The organism is Sporosarcina sp. YIM B06819 (assembly GCF_033485175.1).
Taxonomy (GTDB): Bacteria; Bacillota; Bacilli; order Bacillales_A; family Planococcaceae; genus Sporosarcina.
The window spans coordinates 31,781-49,829 of record NZ_JAWLIQ010000017.1 but is presented as its reverse complement, the minus strand read 5'-3'; the positions used below and the strand labels follow the sequence as shown (position 1 = coordinate 49,829).

Genomic DNA, 18,049 nt, shown 5'->3' with positions numbered 1-18,049 from the left:
TATCTATTGTGTTACCCTATTCATTCGCTAACGACGACTTCTTCCGGAATCGTTACTTTACGGATGTCAGCGCCAAGGCCCTGGAGTTTTTCAATCAGTGAACTGTATCCACGTTCGATATGTTGAATTTCTTGTACTTCCGTTACACCATCAGCAATGAGCCCCGCAATAACAAGTGCAGCACCCGCACGTAGATCTGATGCGCGTACCGTAGCTGCCTGCAACGGTGTCGGGCCAGCAAGGATAGCCGAGCGACCTTCAACCCGACCATCGGCATTCATCCTAAAAAGCTCGTCAATTTGCTTAAACCTAGCCGAGTACACGGTGTCTGTAATGATTGAAGAACCGACCGCTTGTGTCAATAACACGGAAAATGGTTGTTGCAAATCCGTTGGAAAGCCCGGATAGACAAGCGTTTTTACATCGACCGCCTGCAAATTCCTTGATTTAGGAATAAAAATCTGTTCCGCCCCTTCGACGACGTTGACACCCATTTCGCGGAGTTTCGCTGTCAATGCTTCGACATGGAATGGGATCACATTATCGATTGTAATTCCATCCCCCGCAACAGCCGCCATGATCATAAATGTCCCCGCTTCGATTCTGTCAGGGATAATCGTGTGCTTCGTGCCGTGAAGTTTGTCCACTCCATCAATTCGAATGACATTCGTCCCAGCACCTTTAATTTTGGCACCCATATTGGACAGTAATGTAGCGACATCAATAATTTCAGGCTCTTTCGCTGCATTTTCAATGGTTGTGCGTCCTTTTGCCAGTACTGCCGCAAGCATAATGTTAATGGTCGCGCCAACACTAACGACATCCAAATAGATTTTCGCACCACGAAGTTCCTCCGCACGCAAATAAATGGCACCATGTTCGTTTGTCACTTTCGCACCAAGCGCTTCGAAGCCTTTAATATGCTGATCAATCGGTCGTGGTCCTAAATGGCAACCGCCTGGCAAACCGATGACTGCATTTTTGAATCTTCCCAGCATTGCGCCCATCATATAGTATGACGCTCGTAGCTTCTTCACATTGCCATTTGGAAGTGGCATGGATATCATTTCTGTTGGATCTATCGTCATCGTTCCATCAGCAAACTCGACTTTTCCGCCAATATCTTCAAGTAGCGCTTGAAGCGTCATAACATCAGAAATTTCCGGCAGCCCCTCAATTGTTACAGGAGAATCAGCTAAAATGGAGGCAGGTATGAGTGCGACCGCACTATTTTTTGCCCCACTGACTTTGATGGTCCCTTGCAATGGTTTGCCGCCTGTAATTTTATAAACGTCCATATGACTCTCCTTCAGTATGTCACTTGTTCTTTCTAGCTTCCCAGTCTGCAAGGAATGCTTCAATTCCTTTATCTGTCAGCGGGTGATTAAATAACTGTTTCAATACATTATAAGGTGTAGTTGCAATATGCGCACCGTTTAGCGCAGCATCTGTAATATGCTGCGGGCTGCGAATGGAGGCAGCAATAATTTCTGTTTTCATGTTGTGGATTGTGAAAATATCTGCAATCGTAGAAATGACGGACATACCATCTTGTCCAATATCATCTAGTCTACCAAGAAACGGGGATACATAAGTAGCACCTGCACGAGCAGCAAGGAGTGCTTGATTTGCACTGAAGATTAGTGTCACATTTGTTTTGATGCCTTCTTGAGAGAATACTGAACAAGCTTTCAATCCCTCGGGTGTCATTGGCAATTTCACTGTAATATTCGGAGAGATTGCCGCAAGTTCACGTCCCTCTTGAATCATTCCTTCTGCATCAAGCGCGATAACTTCCGCACTAACTGATCCTGGTACAAGCGCACAAATTTCGCGCAATCGATCGTGGAAAGGTACATCTTCTTTTGCGACGAGTGATGGATTAGTTGTCACACCCGATACAATCCCCCAACTATGTGCTTCCTTAATTTCCTCGAAATTTGCTGTGTCAATGAAAAATTTCATCTGTATTGCCCCCTTTTATTTATCTTGTATAGCTGGTTTTTAATGGAAAAGGAGGAGAATGCATCATAATTGAATGCTTCTCCTCTTTTCTCTTACTCTATTATTAAGCTTTTTGTGAACTGCCAAATTCGCGCATTTTTGCGATAACTGATTTCTTGATAGCTTCGCGCATTGGTGTTAGGTATTTACGTGGATCGTAAACTTCAGCATCTGCTGCAAGTGCCGCGCGGACAGCTTTTGTACCTTCGATTTGGTTTTCTGTGTTCACGTTAATTTTTGCTGTTCCCAAAGAAATTGAACGTTGGATATCTTTTGTCGGGATTCCCGTTCCACCGTGTAGGACAAGTGGTAGATCCGATTGACCAGAGATTTCTTCCATTTCTTTAAAGCCAAGGTTCGGTTCGCCTTTATAAGGTCCGTGAACGGATCCAAGTGCAGGCGCTAGGCAATCAATACCTGTTTTTTCAACGAGTTCCTTACATTCTGCTGGATCCGCATAAATTACGCCTTCTGCAACGATGTCATCTTCTTGTCCACCCACGACACCTAGTTCCGCTTCCACAGAAACACCGCGCTCATGTGCATAGTCCACAACGCTTTTTGTAATTTCAATATTTTCGGCAAGTGATTTTGATGATGCATCAATCATGACAGATGTGAATCCTGCATCGATTGCTTCTTTACATTTTTCGAAGCTTGAACCATGGTCAAGATGAATAGCAACAGGTACAGTGATTTTAAGATCTTCAATAAGACCCTTTGTCATATTTACGACAGTCGAGAAACCACCGATATAACGTGCTGCCCCCTCAGAAACACCTAGAATAACTGGTGATTGCTCTTCTTGTGCAGCTTGTAAAATAGCATATGTGTATTCAAGGTTGTTCACGTTGAACTGACCAATTGCATATCCTTCTTTTTTACCTTTAATCATCATATCTTTCATTGATTCTAATGCCATATAAATTCCTCCTCCGAAAAATTGAACTGAATATTGCATATTAATTATATACCTTTATCATCATACCAAAAAAGGACAGTGTTTACCACTGTCCACTTTGTCAATTTTCAAAAAGTGCATTCACAGCATCACGAACTTCATAAATATCAAAAGGCTTTGTAAAATATTTTAATGCACCGATTTTCAGCGCATCATCCGTCATTTCAATTTCCCCATATGCGGTCATCATAATGACTGGAATTTCCGGCCAACCGCTTTTTATTCTTTTCAATACTTCTACGCCGTCAATTCCAGGCATTTTCATGTCTAGTAGAATACAGCCTGGCACTTCGTCTTTAACAGCTTGTAGTGCTTCCATTCCATTGGCTGCGAGGCGTGTCACAAATCCCTCCCGACGGAACACCTCGTCGAGTAGAAGACGGATCCCTGTTTGATCATCTACGATTAACAAACTTTTCAATACCTTCCCCTTCTTCCCTTAGTCCCTATATTGTATTCTAGTACTTATTTGACAAAATAATGGTTTCTCCTTCTTTTATTTGAAATCAATTACGCCAAGTCGTAATTGATTTCAAATTTCGACTCCCTGATAGCTCAAGTTCATGTCGTTTTGCTTTCTATGTCATCCCTTCTTATAATAGGAGGGAGGTGATTCGTATGAAAATATTGACGACACAAATTGGAGGACTTCTTCAACGCATTGCTGCTAACGGCGAAGAAACGATTGAAGAGACAGCCCGACTTCTTGCACAAGCGACGATTGGCGAAGGTCGCGTAATTATTGCGGGATTTGGTGAAATGGGGGCAGTGACTACAACTGCAATAACCGGTATGGAGCCATTTAAGGGAGCTGTTCGCTATGTAGAGGGAATGGACATCGTCTCGGCGGACCGTGTTTGGATATTGTCTCGTTCCGCTAAGGACGAGCGCGCACTAGATTTAGCACGATGGCTTGCCGAACGTTTCATTCCTTTCGCTGCGCTGAGTGCGGATAAGCCAGGTGAAGAGAATGCCCTCGAAGAATTGTCTTACACTTATGTATCGACGGGGCTGACGCGAGGGTTGTTGCCTGGCGATAACGGGGAACGGATTGTTCAGCCACATGCGATGGCTGCTTTGTTTGTTTATGAAGCGGTGAAACTTGCGTATGATGAAATGATTGAGGATGAGGATTAATGAAAAAAAAGCTACATTCAAGCAGAGTTTTGCTTGAATGTAGCTTTTCAAGTTATTTATTTCCCAGCAAGTGCCGCTTTGACGAAGTCGCGGATTAGTGGTTGCGGGCGTGTTGGGCGTGATGCAAATTCCGGGTGGAATGACACACCAATGAAGAACGGATGGTCTTCCAATTCGATGATTTCAACAAGTTCATCATTCGGGCTTATACCAGAAAGTGTCATACCTGCTGCTTCAAATTGCTCACGGTATTCATTATTAAATTCATAGCGATTACGGTGGCGTTCGTAAACCAACTCTTCGCCGTATGCAGCGCGTGCTTTTGTTCCTTCTTGTAATTTACATGGATAGACACCCAATCTGAAATAATCTTCCACGTTACCATTACTTTCAGCAGGACTTTCGATGATCTGATATTTTGTTTCTTTATCGAATTCCGCTGAATGAGCATTTTCTAATCCCATGACGTTACGTGCATATTCAACTGCTGCTAATTGCATACCAAGGCTTATCCCAAAGAACGGAACTTGGTTTGTACGCGCATATGTGATGGCTTCAATTTTACCATCAATGCCGCGTTCACCGAAACCGCCGGGTACAAGGATTCCGTCGACATCCCCAAGTAATTCCGACGCATTTTGTGCTGTCACTTCTTCAGAATTAACCCACTTAAAGTCAATATCTGCATCGAAGTCATAACCTGCATGGCGCAACGCTTCCACCGCAGAGAAATAAGCATCCTGTAATTCGACATATTTGCCGACAATTCCAATACGAACTGTTTTTGACAATGATTTCACCTTTTTGACGAGTGCTATGATTTCTGTCATATCAGGCTCTTTCGTCTCAAGTCCAAGGAAATCTACAACGATTTGGTCCATATTTTGCTCATGTAATCGAAGTGGCACTTCGTATAAAGTTTCTGCATCAAGTGCTTCGATGACTTCTTCTGGTTTAATATTACAGAACAAAGCAATCTTGTCCTTCATTTCTTGTGGCACTGGGTATTCACTGCGAACGACAATCATATTTGGTTGAATACCAAGGCTGCGAAGTTCCTTCACACTATGCTGTGTTGGCTTTGTTTTCATTTCACCAGCGGCATGTAAGTACGGAATAAGTGTGTTATGAATATACATAACATCATTTTTCCCAAGATCTGTTTTCATCTGACGAAGTGCTTCAAGATATGGAAGGGACTCAATATCGCCAACGCTACCACCAATTTCTGTAATCACGACGTCTGCGTTCGTCTCTTTTCCAGCGCGTTTGATGAGGCTTTTGATTTCATTCGTAATATGGGGGATAACTTGGACTGTCGCTCCGTTATATTCGCCGCGACGTTCTTTTTTCAGTACAGAGGAATAAACTTTCCCCATCGTAACGTTTGAATATTTATTCAATTTAATATCAATAAAACGTTCGTAGTGACCAAGGTCAAGATCCGTTTCTGCCCCATCTTCTGTGACAAATACTTCACCGTGCTGTAAAGGACTCATCATTCTAGGGTCAAGGTTAATGTATGGATCGAATTTTTGCATCGTTACTTGAAGTCCTCTACTTTTCAATAGCCGCCCAAGTGATGCTGCGTTGATTCCTTTCCCGAGTGATGATACAACCCCACCGGTTACAAAAATATATTTTGTCATGTCAAACTCCTCCGTCCGTTCTATTCATAAAAAGAAAAAATTAAAAAGCGCTCCGTCTGTGGATATTAATCTACAGGAGGAGCGCATATACACTGGTTCTTTGTGTCCTTTTTAAGGAGCCCAGTCAAATCTTATAGTTTTAGACGAATGAAGTCAAGTAATTATTCTTCGATTTCTTCCTCGTCTTCCTCGTCTTCCTCTTCTTCATCTTCTTCATCAAGTTCGATGTCTTCATCATCAGGGATGATTTCAAGGTCATCGTCAGGTTCAAGTAGATCGACTTCGATTTCGACGATTTCATCTTCCTCGTCTTCATCATCTTCGTCTTCATCGTCGATCAACTCGTCGAACTCTTCATCGAATAGCTCGTCCTCGTCATCCTCGTCATCTTCTTCGTCTTCATCATCGTCGTCCAGTGCTGCTTTTTTCTTTTTCTTCTTGCGGACTTTAACGACTGGAGCCGTTTCTTCTTCAATCTGATCGACTGGGTACCATTCACGAAGACCCCAACGGTTGTCATTGATGGCAAGGAATCTTCCATCGATGTTCATGTCCGTATAGAATTGCTGCAACTTTTCCTTCATCTTCTTTTCAGTCATCCCTGTGAGCTTACGGATTTCATCCATTAGCTGCTGAAGGGTAAGTGGTTCACGTGTTTCAGTCAAAATCGCATAAGCGATATTTATCATCGATTCTTCCGACAGTTGTTCCTTAGTCATTTCACGGATATTCAATAAACGCACGTCCTTTCTCTACACATCAATTAAGCCCCAGCGTAATTGCGTCCGGAGGCTTTGTGTTCATTCAGCGGGACTCCCGCTGAATGAACATAAACATACATACCATTATATACAATGAAAGCTGTATTATGCTACATTCTTTTACTCTTTCTTAAGCTTTGGAGTTCTTTTATGACAATCCAGCCTAAATAAAGGGCCGCCAAGAGGAAAGGAATGGCGCCTAAACCATCATCGTATAAAAAATATAGAAGGAGGACGAAAATTGTGAAAATGATGATGTGCTTTGATCGTTTCATAACAAGCCCCCCTTCTACTTCATTACTATACAGTATAGAAAAAGAAGGTAAACTATGTCACGTTTTTTGATTTATTTCAATTTATTTATAATCGGAAAAATCCACGGGAATTGGTGATCCCCGTGGATTGGTTCGTCTGTCGCATCTAGGCAGACGTCCTGAACTTTTGTTATCATCTAGCTTCAGCGCCTAGGGGCTTGCGCTTTTGTTTATTACATATTTCTGCGATACTGTCCGCCCACTTCATAGAGGGCGTTTGTAATTTGTCCGAGACTTGCTACTTTTACGGTTTCCATCAATTCGGCGAAAATATTACCGCCTGAAACAGCTACTGCCGTTAGTTTGTTCAAGGCTTCTGCTGTTTGACTAGCATGTGTAGCTTGGAAAGCTCGCAAGTTGGTAATTTGTGTTTCTTTTTCTTGTTGTGTTGCGCGTGCAAGTTCCATGTTATCAATATCATCCGCAGACGGTGGATTCGGATTCAAGTATGTGTTGACACCAATGATCGGCAGTTCCCCCGTATGTTTCAACATTTCGTAGTGCATAGACTCTTCTTGAATCTTTCCACGTTGGTACTGCGTTTCCATCGAACCAAGTACGCCTCCACGGTCATTCAAGCGGTCGAATTCTTGGAGAACGGATTCTTCGACAAGATCCGTCAGTTCTTCGATGATGAATGTCCCTTGAAGTGGGTTTTCATTTTTCGCAAGGCCAAGCTCTTTTGTAATGATCATCTGAATCGCCATTGCACGACGGACAGATTCCTCTGTTGGTGTTGTGATAGCTTCATCGTAAGCATTTGTATGGAGTGAGTTACAATTATCCTGTAATGCCATCAACGCCTGCAACGTTGTACGAATATCATTAAAATCAATTTCCTGCGCGTGCAAGCTGCGCCCCGATGTTTGTACATGATATTTTAACTTTTGACTACGTTCATTGGCCCCGTATTTATCGCGCATCGTTACTGCCCAAATGCGGCGAGCTACTCGCCCGATGACCGTATATTCCGGATCAAGGCCATTCGAGAAGAAGAACGACAAGTTCGGCGCAAAATCATCAATATGCATACCACGACTCAAATAATACTCAATATAAGTGAAGCCATTTGCTAGTGTAAAAGCAAGCTGGGAAATCGGATTCGCACCCGCTTCGGCGATATGATAACCCGAAATCGAAACGGAGTAGTAATTACGTACTTGTTGGTCGATGAAATACTGCTGAATATCCCCCATCATGCGCAAAGCAAATTCCGTTGAGAAAATGCAAGTATTTTGACCTTGATCTTCTTTCAAAATATCTGCTTGCACCGTACCTCGCACGACTTGTAGTGTCGCCTTGCGAAGTTCGGTAAATTCCTCCATTGTCAATGTGCGCCCTAGCTCTTCCTCCTTGATTCGAACTTGCTGATCAATCGCCGTGTTCATGAACATGGCAAGAATAATAGGGGCTGGACCATTAATCGTCATGGATACCGACGTGGATGGCGCGCATAAATCGAAGCCGTCATACAGCTTTTTCATATCTTCAAGCGTACAAATACTAACGCCTGACTCACCGACTTTGCCGTAAATATCTGGGCGCTCATCTGGATCTTCCCCGTACAAAGTAACGGAGTCGAATGCCGTCGATAAGCGCTTAGCATCGTCATCTTTCGACAAGTAATGGAAGCGTCGATTCGTCCGTTCCGGTGTACCCTCTCCTGCAAATTGACGTTTTGGATCTTCCCCTTCGCGTTTGAACGGAAAAACACCAGCCGTGTACGGATAGGAGCCAGGTACGTTTTCTTTATAAACCCACCGTAAAATCTCTCCATAATCCTTGAATTTCGGCAATGAAACTTTCGGGATTTTCAAGCCAGAAAGACTCGTAGTTGTTAATGCCGTACGCAGTTCTTTATCACGGATTTTCGTGATAAATTCATCACCCGCATAGGCCTCTTTTAATTGCTCCCAATTCGCCAGGATGCGTTTTGATTCGGCGGTCATTTCTTCACGTACGCCATCCACAAGAGATTGAAGGGATGCAGTTAGCACATCATTGGGTGCTTTTTCATTCACCGCTTCAATGGCACCTTCAAGCTGGAATAGACGACGGGCAAGATCGACCTGTTGTTCAGATTTTTTATGATAATCACGCACTGTGCTGGCAATTTCACGTAAATAATGGTGACGGTCATTTGGAATAATGACATTCTGTTTTTGTGTTTTAACGAATTGGCCATAGGACGTTTCCCAGTCCAATCCACATTTTTCATTCAACACGGTGACAAGCGCAGCGAATAAGGCGTTCGTTCCTTTGTCATTGAATTGGCTGGCGATTGTACCGTAGACAGGCATATCATCTACGTCTTTATCCCATAGGAGATGACTGCGTTGATACTGCTTTTTCACTTGGCGAAGCGCGTCTTCGGAGCCTTTTCTCTCGAATTTATTGATGACAATGAGGTCTGCGAAGTCAATCATGTCAATTTTCTCAAGTTGTGTGGGTGCGCCAAATTCGCTTGTCATGACGTACATCGATGCATCGGACACTTCTGTAATTTCCGCATCTCCTTGCCCAATGCCGCTTGTTTCAACAATAATTAAATCGAAGCCTGCTGTTTTAACAATATCGAGCACATCTTTGATGGCACCCGAAAGTTCAGTTCGTGAGCCACGTGTTGCGAGGCTACGCATGAACACACGGTTATTGAAAATCGCATTCATGCGAATACGGTCACCAAGCAAGGCTCCGCCCGTTTTCTGTTTCGTCGGATCAATTGACAGGATTGCCACTTTCTTATCAGGTAGTTCTCGTAAAAAACGTCTAATTAACTCATCCGTCAGCGAGCTTTTCCCCGCGCCACCCGTACCTGTAATTCCAAGGACAGGTGTGTTTTTAGAAAGTGTACGAGCTTTTGCAATGAATGCATTGGCTGTGGCATCATTTTGGTCATACATTTCTTCGGCATACGTAATAAGATTGGCGAGCACTTCTGGATTCTCCGTCGTTACTGTGTCAAGTTGGTCCAGCTCATGGTCCACTTGCGTCAGAAAATCGCATTCCTCCAGCATACGGTTAATCATACCTTGAAGCCCCATCTTGCGGCCGTCTTCAGGCGAGAAAATCCAGGCAATGCCATGATCATGCAGGTCTTTAATTTCCTTCGGAATAATTACTCCGCCGCCTCCGCCGTAAATACGAATATGCGGCGCGCCTTTTTGTTGTAGCAGATCATACATATATTTAAAATATTCAACGTGGCCGCCTTGGTAGGAAGAAATCGCGATACCTTGCACGTCTTCCTGAATGGCAGCATTCACGACTTCTTCGACAGAACGATTATGCCCCAAATGAATTACTTCTGCGCCACTTGATTGCAAAATACGACGCATTATATTGATAGATGCGTCATGGCCGTCAAACAGACTGGATGCCGTGACGAACCGGATATGATGTTTTGGTTTGTAGATATCAACTGTAGCCATAGAAAAACACCCCTTTTTTTGGGTGCCAGTCACTCACACAATTCATGAACTTCGAATTGTGTGAGTGACTGGCACCTGTTCAATCCCTTTGAAAAGCTGATCCGTCTGGATACGAATGTAGTCTTCGATTGTATGATTGTTATGCAATGCCCACCTGCGGAATGCCCACATTTGCCCTTGCACGACAATATGATGTGCTGCTATACCGATATCCGCTTGTGCTATGCGCAAATCCCCTGATTCCGCACAGGTTTGTAGCAGATTTTCAAAAAGCGCAACCATTTCCATTTCTTTTTTAAGTACATATGTCAAAGCATCTTTGGGCAATGATTTTGATTCTTGATACATGACGAGAAATTCATCGGACATATCATCAATCAAATGGAAGTATTGATGAATAGCGACTCGTAGTCCGTCAATTGTGCCTTCTTGAGTCGGCAGGTTGGATAGCCGATTGTGTACTTCATTATAAATACTGTCACAAACGAGGTAGAGTACATCTTCCTTCGTTCGGATGTATTCGTAGAGCGTGCCTATACTAAAGCCCGCTGCCTTGGCAATTTCACGGGTTGTTGCACGATGAAATCCTTTTTCCTTAAACAATTTCACCGCGCCTTGAATCATTTGCTCACGCCGTTTTTCGATGAGGTTTTCATCTTTGACAGATGATTTTACTGTACGCTTCGTTTCCATAGCTGTTGCCCCCGATCATTTTGTTAGCATACGGGAGATGACGAGACGTTGAATTTCCTGCGTCCCTTCGTAAATTTGCGTAATTTTTGCATCGCGCATGAAGCGCTCCACTGGATAGTCCTTTGTATAGCCGTAGCCGCCGAATACTTGGACTGCATCCGTTGTCACTTTCATCGCTGTATCTCCAGCCATTAGTTTCGCCATTGCGGATTCTTTGCCATATGGTAAATTGTTTGATTCCAACCAAGCCGCTTGGTACGTCAGCAATCTTGAAGCTTCTGTTGCTGTTGCCATATCCGCCAGCTTGAAGCCAATGCCTTGATTGGCAGCGATTGGTTTACCGAATTGGACACGCTCTTTCGCGTAGTCAACCGATGCATCGAGTGCGCCTTGTGCGATGCCGACTGCTTGTGCAGCGATGCCGTTACGACCACCGTCAAGTGTTTTCATGGCGATGATGAAACCATCTCCTTCTTCACCAAGCAAGTTTTCTTTTGGCACGCGGCAATTGTCGAACATGATTTCAGTCGTTGGTGATGAACGAATGCCTAGTTTCTTTTCCTTTTTCCCAACCGAGAAGCCTGGGAAATCTTTTTCAATGATGAATGCGCTTGTGCCTTTATGTTTTGATTCTGGATCAGTGACTGCAAAAACAATGTAGATGTCGGCAATTCCACCGTTTGTGATGAAGATTTTTGAACCATTCAAGACGTAATCATCGCCGTCAAGTTTTGCGGATGTGCGCATGCCACCTGCATCTGAACCAGAACTTGGCTCTGTTAAGCCGTACGCACCGATTTTTGTGCCTTCTGCCATTGGACGAAGGTATTTCTGTTTTTGTTCTTCTGTTCCGTATTTGAATACCGGCCAGCCCGCTAATGATGTATGGGCTGACAGTGTGACGCCTGTTGATGCGCAGACGCGTGAAAGTTCTTCGACTGCGATGACGTAGGCAAGATAGTCACTGCCAATGCCGCCGTACTCTTCTGGCCAAGGGATACCTGTGAGACCGAGTTCCGCCATCTTTTTGAAGATGTCCATGTCAAAACGTTCTTCTTCATCGCGCTCTGCTGCGGTTGGCGCGACTTCGTTTTCGGCAAAGTCACGGACCATTTTACGGATCATTTCATGTTCTTCGGATAGTTTGAAATTCATGTTCGTTCCCCCTTTTTTTATATCGGAATAAAAATTCTAACTAACAACGCTCGGCGCTAGGGGATGCCTTCCGCGATACCCCTGTAAGGCGCCTTCGCTGGAAATTAAATAAAATCATTAGTTCAATTTATATAATTAATTTATTTCATCAAATGTTTACTAATAACAATACGTTGGATCTCGCTTGTTCCTTCGTAAATTTCGGTTACTTTGGCGTCACGGAAGTAACGCTCTACGGGGTAATCTTCGGTGTAGCCGTAGCCGCCAAATACTTGAACGGCTTCAATGGAACCATCGACTGCTGCTTTCGATGCAAATAGCTTAGCCATGGATGCTTCTTTTCCGCAAGGCAGTCCCTCCGCACGAAGCTGTGCTGCACGGTACACGAGCAATTTGGCTGCCTCGACCGCTGTTGCCATGTCTGCTAGCTTGAATCCTACACCTTGCTGCGCTGCAATCGGCTTGCCAAATTGCACACGGTCTTTCGCATAGCCTGTTGCCGCTTCTAGTGCTGCTTCTGCGATACCCAGTGCTTGTGCCGCAATCCCGATGCGTCCAACGTCCAGATTGGCCATCGCAATTTTGAAGCCTTCTCCTTCTCCACCAAGACGGTTGTTGGCGGGAACTGCCATATTATCAAAAGATAGTTCGACTGTCCGAGAGCCGTGAAGCCCCATTTTCCGCTCATCTTTCCCGATGATTAAGCCCGGCGTATCTTTATCAACAATAAACGCGGAAATGCCGTACGTCCCTTGCGTAGGTTCCGTAGATGCGAAAACAATATAAACATCCGCTTCCCCACCATTTGTAATGAACATTTTAGAACCGTTTAGCACATAATGATCGTCCTTTTTCACAGCTCGCGTTTTCAGTGATCCGGCATCAGAACCAGAGGATGCTTCTGTCAGACAGAATGCACCGAGATATTCACCGCTTGCCAATTTCGGTAAATAGCGATCTTTTTGTTCTTCATTGCCGAAATACATAATCGGATTCGTGCCGACTGACGTATGAACGGATAGAATAACACCAACAACTGCACTCACTTTTGACAGCTCATGAATCGCGCTAATATACGACACAAAATCCATGCCAGAACCGCCGTACTTTTCTGGAACCGTAATGCCCATCAAACCAAGCTGACCCATCTTTTTCAAAATATCACGTGGAAATTCGCCCGCTTCCATTCGTGGAATAAACGGCTCAATTTCTGTCTTCGCAAAGTTCCGTACCATGTCACGCATCATCTGCTGTTCTTCGGTGAATGTTAAATTCATATCGTCCTAAGCTCCTTTAGTCGTAAACTAAGATCAATTACACCTCGGCGTAATTGTGTCCGGATTTTTTTTCGAGTTCACTCGAAAAATTCCCCTAAAATCCGTGACATCCGCCGGAGGCTTTATCTTTATTCAGCAGGGGTTTGAATCCCCGCTGAATAAAGATAAAAACCACGGCCTGATTTTTTCCCTAACCAGCCTGCTTTAACATATTTTCTAAGCAAAGGACACGGACGATATTTCGAATCGCCAAATCCTTCGTGTAATGTTTCCATAATGTACAGACATGTATCGAGTCCAATGAAATCTGCGAGTTGTAGAGGCCCCATTGGATGATTCATACCAAGTTTCATAACATCGTCAATCGCTTCTATGGATGCAACACCTTCGTACAGTGTGTAAATCGCTTCGTTGATCATCGGCATAAGTACGCGATTGGCGACGAATCCTGGGAAGTCATTTACTTCGACTGGCGTTTTTGACAATTTCACCGTCATATCCTCGACCGCTTTGTATACTTCATCAGTCGTTGCAAGACCACGGATAATTTCGACAAGCTTCATAACCGGTACTGGATTCATGAAATGCATACCGATGACTTTTTCAGGCCGACTAGTTGCCGCTGCGATTTCCGTAATAGGTAGAGATGATGTATTGGATGCCAAAATGGCATGTGCTGGTGCAATTTCATCGAGTTTAGCGAAAATCGATTTTTTAATATCCATATTTTCAACAGCTGCCTCAATAACGATGTCGACGTCAGAGGCATCTTGTAGGTCGAGTGACTTTGTGATGCGACCGAGAACAGCAGATTTTTCGTCTTCTGTCATGCGACCTTTTTCAACGTTACGAGAAAGATTTTTCGTAATGACTGCAATTCCTTTAGCAAAGGACTCTTCCTTGATATCGTTCAACTTTACGTCGAAGCCTGCCTGTGCACATACTTGGGCGATACCCCCACCCATTTGTCCCGCTCCGATGACCATTACTTTTTTGATATTCATACTGTTGATTCCTCCCTGTTTGATGCGGTGCAAGCCGCCGCCCCAATTCGCGGTAGAACGCGAATGGTGTCGGTGACTGGACACCGGACAGCGGGTTTTTCTTGGGTATTTTTACGGTGTCAGTTACTGGCACCAGATACTTCGATCATAATGGCGTCGCCTTGGCCTCCACCTGAACAAATAGATGCAATGCCTATACCGCCTCCCCGTCTTTTCAATTCATAGGCCAATGTCAATATGATGCGTGCTCCACTGGCGCCGATCGGATGTCCAAGTGCAACTGCCCCGCCATTCACATTTACTTTTTCCGGATCAAGACCTGCAATTTGTGCACTTGCGAGCGCAACTGCTGCAAACGCCTCGTTTATTTCAAAAAGATCGATGTCTTCTAATGTCTTACCTGTCTTTTTCAACAGCTCATTAATGACGAGCCCTGGTGTTTGTGGGAAGTTTTGTGGTTCAATCGCCACTTCTGCATGGCCGATAATGGTCGCTAATATCGTTTTGCCTTCTTGTTGTGCACGCTGTTCATTCATCAAAATAAGTGCACATGCTCCATCATTAACGCCAGGCGCATTGCCTGCTGTGATGGTGCCATCTTTGCCGAATGCCGGACGCAGTTTTGCTAATGATTCCAATGACGTATCGCGGCGTGGTGCTTCGTCCGTATCGACTGTCACGGGATCACCTTTGCGCTGCGGAATGTCGACGGCAATAATTTCTTCCGCGAACAAGCCGTTATCGATAGCGTGAAGTGCCCGTTCGTGACTGCGTAGGGCCCATTCGTCCTGTGCTTGGCGTGTCAATGACAGCTCTTCCGCTGTCGAGTTGCCGTATGTGCCCATATGAACGCGGTCCGGTGAGAATGAACAAGACAGTCCATCATAGATCATGCCGTCGACGAGTTGCGTGTCACCCATTTTCAAGCCAAAACGACCTTTTGGTAAATAGTACGGTGTATTGGACATCGACTCCATACCGCCTGCCACAATGACTTCTTCATCGCCAAGACGGATAAGCTGATCGCCTAGCGTGACGCTACGCATGCCGGATGCACAGACTTTGTTTATGGTCTCCGTTTTTACAGACCATGGGAGGCCTGCTTTCGTTGCCGCTTGTCTGGATGGAATTTGTCCTTGCGCTGCCTGCAATACCGTTCCAATAATGACTTCATCGACATCAACTTCTTTGACGCCTGCTCGCTTTAACGCTTCTTTAATCGCAAGGCCACCAAGATCGCTTGCCGTTAAAGACTGTAATGCGCCGCCTAACTTTGCAAAAGGAGTTCGTGCTCCGTCTAATATGACTGTTCTGGTCATCGTATCGCCTCCGGATATTTTTTGTTAGCGCTTTCATTTTATGTTTATACAAGTGACTGAACGCTCGCTCGATAAGTTTACAAAAAGAGAGGGAGTGCGTACACTCCCATTTCTTCAATTCTACGATAATACTGATAGTTCTGCAATGTTTTATTGTAAAACCGTTTCCTCTTGCGGCTCTTCGATTGATTGTGCATCTTCTCCGAAAATAGAACGTTCGAGTAGTTCCGCAATGTCATATGTGCCGACTTTATCTTCGACTTCGACTGCCTTCGTTCCATCCGATAACATCGTTAAGCAGTATGGACAACCGGATGAGATAATGCCAGGGCTGACTTCAAGCGCCTGCTCCGTACGTGCGACGTTGATGCGATGACCTGTGTCTTCTTCCATCCACATGAGGCCCCCACCTGCACCACAACACATACCTTCTTCACGATTACGTTTCATTTCCACAAGATTTACACCCGGAATCGCCTTGAGAATTTCTCGCGGCGGATCGTAGACATCATTGTAGCGACCTAGATAACATGAATCATGGAACGTAATTGTTTCGTTAATCGCATGTTGAGGTTTCAATTTCCCTTGGACAACAAGCTCGTAAAGCAATTCTGTGTGATGAATGACTTCAGCCTTAAAGCCAAAGTCAGGATATTCATTTTTAAAGATATTATATGCATGTGGGTCAATGGTGACGAGTTTTGTCACGCCAGCTTTTTCAAATTCTTCAATATTGGCAGTCGCTAATTCTTGGAATAAAAACTCATTGCCTAGTCGGCGTGGTGTGTCTCCAGAATTCTTCTCTTTATTGCCCAAAATAGCGAATTTGACGCCAGCTTCGTTCATGAGATGGACAAATGCCAACGCAATTTTTTGCGAACGGTTATCGAAAGCACCCATTGAGCCGACCCAGAACAGATACTCAAATTCCTCGCCAGCCTTATTCAATTCCTTCACTGTCGGAATATGAAGATCCTGACGTGCTTCACGCCATTTTTCTTTCTCTTTACGGTTAAGGCCCCATGGATTTCCTTGGCGTTCGATATTTGTCATCGCACGCTGTGCATCCGGGTCCATTTTCCCTTCCGTCATAACAAGATAACGGCGAAGGTCGATGATTTTGTCGACGTGTTCGTTCATCACCGGACATTGGTCTTCACAGTTTCGGCATGTTGTGCAAGCCCAAATTTCTTCTTCTGTAATGATATCGCCAATTAGAGATGGGCTGTAAATATCATCCATCATAGCGCCTTGAAGCCCAGCCGCCAATGCAATTTGATTACCTTTTGTGTTGCTAAATGCGAAAGTCGGTACCCATGGCTTTTGCTTCGTCACAAGCGCACCATGATTCGTTAAGTTATCACGTAGTTTCGTAATCAAATCCATTGGGGACAGCATTTTTCCTGTTCCAGATGCTGGACACATATTCGTACAGCGTCCGCATTCAACACAAGCGTATAGGTCAATCATTTGTAGCTGAGTGAAATCAGTAATTTTACCTACTCCGAGAGCTGGCATATCGTCTTCATTTTCCTCATCTTCAAGTGCTTCAAAGTCAATTTTTTTTAGTCTACCTGCGTTATCCAAACGATGGAAGTAAACGTTTGCAGGTCCTGCGATTAAGTGCGCGTGCTTGGATTGCGGCACGTAAACAAGGAACGTTAGTAGGATTAAGAGATGGATCCACCAGCCGATGTAAAAAACAGCAGCTGCCGCTGTTGTTGGCATGAAGCCAAAAACTGTCGCAATGGATGATGCAACTGGCTCTGACCATGACGCTTCGTGACCATGCCAAATCATACCCATACCGTTTGCAAGCAACGTTGACAACATAAGACCACCGATGAAAATAAGAACGAGTCCTGATTTCCAGCCGCGCTTCAAACGAACTAACTTTTCGATATAACGACGGTGGAATGCCCAGACAACCGCCACAAGAATCATCAATGCAACGAGTTCTTGGAAAAATGTAAAGGCAGGATAAAGTGGTCCTAATGGTAAATGCGATCCCGGTTTTAACCCTTTCCAAATAAGGTCGATTGCGCCTAATTGAACGAGTAAAAAACCATAGAAGAACATCACGTGAATGACGCCACTTTTCTTATCCTTCATTAACTTTTTCTGTCCAAAAACATACACCCAGATTTTCTGAAGACGTTCTTTAACATTGTTATCAAACTCTTCTGTTCTTCCGAGTTTGATAAACTGAATCCGTGTTTTGATTAAGTATGTGAACAACGCCAAACCGTATGCCGTCACTGCAAGAAACAAAATCCAGTTGGCAATTAACAATGGGCTCATTTGTCCTTTCCCCTTCCTTGTTGGGTAAATAGTAATGATAGTG

15 protein-coding genes are annotated in these 18,049 nt (G+C 44.3%); 1 reads left to right on the top strand and 14 read right to left on the bottom strand.

The genetic code is table 11. The features are described from left to right. Positions 1 to 20 precede the first annotated feature (20 nt). From R2B72_RS12760 to R2B72_RS12745, 4 genes are all read right to left on the bottom strand, one after another. Complete coding sequence (locus R2B72_RS12760) at positions 21 to 1,298, bottom strand: UDP-N-acetylglucosamine 1-carboxyvinyltransferase (protein WP_318616987.1); 1,278 nt, start codon at positions 1,296 to 1,298, stop codon at positions 21 to 23. Between the two features lie 19 nt (positions 1,299 to 1,317). Further along, positions 1,318 to 1,965: a fructose-6-phosphate aldolase gene (gene fsa / locus R2B72_RS12755; protein WP_318616986.1), complete on the bottom strand. Its 648-nt coding sequence runs from the start codon at positions 1,963 to 1,965 to the stop codon at positions 1,318 to 1,320. 103 nt (positions 1,966 to 2,068) lie between these two features. Next, the gene (locus R2B72_RS12750) at positions 2,069 to 2,926 is read right to left on the bottom strand and encodes a class II fructose-bisphosphate aldolase (protein WP_318616984.1); all 858 of its coding nucleotides are present in this window, start codon (positions 2,924 to 2,926) and stop codon (positions 2,069 to 2,071) included. A gap of 100 nt (positions 2,927 to 3,026) precedes the next feature. Next, on the bottom strand, positions 3,027 to 3,386 hold the full coding sequence (locus R2B72_RS12745) for a response regulator (RefSeq protein ID WP_318616982.1): 360 nt from the start codon (positions 3,384 to 3,386) through the stop codon (positions 3,027 to 3,029). 197 nt (positions 3,387 to 3,583) lie between these two features. Here R2B72_RS12745 and R2B72_RS12740 point away from each other — a divergent pair, with 197 nt between their 5' ends. Then, positions 3,584 to 4,102: a DUF2529 family protein gene (locus R2B72_RS12740; RefSeq protein ID WP_318616981.1), complete on the top strand. Its 519-nt coding sequence runs from the start codon at positions 3,584 to 3,586 to the stop codon at positions 4,100 to 4,102. Between the two features lie 56 nt (positions 4,103 to 4,158). Here R2B72_RS12740 and R2B72_RS12735 read toward each other — a convergent pair whose 3' ends face one another. The 10 genes from R2B72_RS12735 to R2B72_RS12690 form a co-directional block, all read right to left on the bottom strand. Next, positions 4,159 to 5,751, bottom strand: a complete 1,593-nt coding sequence (locus R2B72_RS12735; protein ID WP_318616980.1) for a CTP synthase — start codon at positions 5,749 to 5,751, stop codon at positions 4,159 to 4,161. A gap of 161 nt (positions 5,752 to 5,912) precedes the next feature. Further along, positions 5,913 to 6,494 carry a DNA-directed RNA polymerase subunit delta gene (rpoE, locus tag R2B72_RS12730; protein ID WP_412177843.1) on the bottom strand — a complete coding sequence of 194 codons (582 nt, stop codon included), beginning with the start codon at positions 6,492 to 6,494 and terminating at the stop codon, positions 5,913 to 5,915. Positions 6,495 to 6,622: 128 nt separating this feature from the next. Then, the gene (locus R2B72_RS12725; protein WP_318616978.1) at positions 6,623 to 6,787 is read right to left on the bottom strand and encodes a hypothetical protein; all 165 of its coding nucleotides are present in this window, start codon (positions 6,785 to 6,787) and stop codon (positions 6,623 to 6,625) included. A gap of 212 nt (positions 6,788 to 6,999) precedes the next feature. Then, positions 7,000 to 10,257 carry a fused isobutyryl-CoA mutase/GTPase IcmF gene (icmF, locus tag R2B72_RS12720; protein ID WP_318616977.1) on the bottom strand — a complete coding sequence of 1,086 codons (3,258 nt, stop codon included), beginning with the start codon at positions 10,255 to 10,257 and terminating at the stop codon, positions 7,000 to 7,002. Between the two features lie 42 nt (positions 10,258 to 10,299). After that, positions 10,300 to 10,950, bottom strand: coding sequence for a TetR/AcrR family transcriptional regulator (locus R2B72_RS12715; RefSeq protein ID WP_318616976.1), 651 nt, complete (start codon positions 10,948 to 10,950; stop codon positions 10,300 to 10,302). A gap of 15 nt (positions 10,951 to 10,965) precedes the next feature. Next, complete coding sequence (locus R2B72_RS12710) at positions 10,966 to 12,105, bottom strand: acyl-CoA dehydrogenase (protein WP_318616975.1); 1,140 nt, start codon at positions 12,103 to 12,105, stop codon at positions 10,966 to 10,968. Positions 12,106 to 12,245: 140 nt separating this feature from the next. Continuing rightward, the gene (locus tag R2B72_RS12705) at positions 12,246 to 13,382 is read right to left on the bottom strand and encodes an acyl-CoA dehydrogenase (protein ID WP_318616974.1); all 1,137 of its coding nucleotides are present in this window, start codon (positions 13,380 to 13,382) and stop codon (positions 12,246 to 12,248) included. 128 nt (positions 13,383 to 13,510) lie between these two features. After that, positions 13,511 to 14,386: a 3-hydroxybutyryl-CoA dehydrogenase gene (locus tag R2B72_RS12700; RefSeq protein WP_318616973.1), complete on the bottom strand. Its 876-nt coding sequence runs from the start codon at positions 14,384 to 14,386 to the stop codon at positions 13,511 to 13,513. Positions 14,387 to 14,505: 119 nt separating this feature from the next. Further along, positions 14,506 to 15,705, bottom strand: a complete 1,200-nt coding sequence (locus tag R2B72_RS12695) for an acetyl-CoA C-acetyltransferase (RefSeq protein ID WP_318616972.1) — start codon at positions 15,703 to 15,705, stop codon at positions 14,506 to 14,508. Between the two features lie 150 nt (positions 15,706 to 15,855). Continuing rightward, positions 15,856 to 18,006, bottom strand: a complete 2,151-nt coding sequence (locus R2B72_RS12690) for a heterodisulfide reductase-related iron-sulfur binding cluster (protein ID WP_318616971.1) — start codon at positions 18,004 to 18,006, stop codon at positions 15,856 to 15,858. Between the last annotated feature and the right edge of the window lie 43 nt (positions 18,007 to 18,049).

What these genes read in the sequence shown, in the direction of transcription:
- R2B72_RS12760 (WP_318616987.1), bottom strand. Translation starts at nt 1,298, where the DNA reads ATGGACGTTTATAAAATTACAGGCGGCAAACCATTGCAAGGGACCATC.
- fsa (WP_318616986.1), bottom strand. Translation starts at nt 1,965, where the DNA reads ATGAAATTTTTCATTGACACAGCAAATTTCGAGGAAATTAAGGAAGCA.
- R2B72_RS12750 (WP_318616984.1), bottom strand. Translation starts at nt 2,926, where the DNA reads ATGGCATTAGAATCAATGAAAGATATGATGATTAAAGGTAAAAAAGAA.
- R2B72_RS12740 (WP_318616981.1), top strand. Translation starts at nt 3,584, where the DNA reads ATGAAAATATTGACGACACAAATTGGAGGACTTCTTCAACGCATTGCT.
- R2B72_RS12735 (WP_318616980.1), bottom strand. Translation starts at nt 5,751, where the DNA reads ATGACAAAATATATTTTTGTAACCGGTGGGGTTGTATCATCACTCGGG.
- R2B72_RS12725 (WP_318616978.1), bottom strand. Translation starts at nt 6,787, where the DNA reads ATGAAACGATCAAAGCACATCATCATTTTCACAATTTTCGTCCTCCTT.
- icmF (WP_318616977.1), bottom strand. Translation starts at nt 10,257, where the DNA reads ATGGCTACAGTTGATATCTACAAACCAAAACATCATATCCGGTTCGTC.
- R2B72_RS12715 (WP_318616976.1), bottom strand. Translation starts at nt 10,950, where the DNA reads ATGGAAACGAAGCGTACAGTAAAATCATCTGTCAAAGATGAAAACCTC.
- R2B72_RS12710 (WP_318616975.1), bottom strand. Translation starts at nt 12,105, where the DNA reads ATGAATTTCAAACTATCCGAAGAACATGAAATGATCCGTAAAATGGTC.
- R2B72_RS12705 (WP_318616974.1), bottom strand. Translation starts at nt 13,382, where the DNA reads ATGAATTTAACATTCACCGAAGAACAGCAGATGATGCGTGACATGGTA.
- R2B72_RS12700 (WP_318616973.1), bottom strand. Translation starts at nt 14,386, where the DNA reads ATGAATATCAAAAAAGTAATGGTCATCGGAGCGGGACAAATGGGTGGG.
- R2B72_RS12695 (WP_318616972.1), bottom strand. Translation starts at nt 15,705, where the DNA reads ATGACCAGAACAGTCATATTAGACGGAGCACGAACTCCTTTTGCAAAG.
- R2B72_RS12690 (WP_318616971.1), bottom strand. Translation starts at nt 18,006, where the DNA reads ATGAGCCCATTGTTAATTGCCAACTGGATTTTGTTTCTTGCAGTGACG.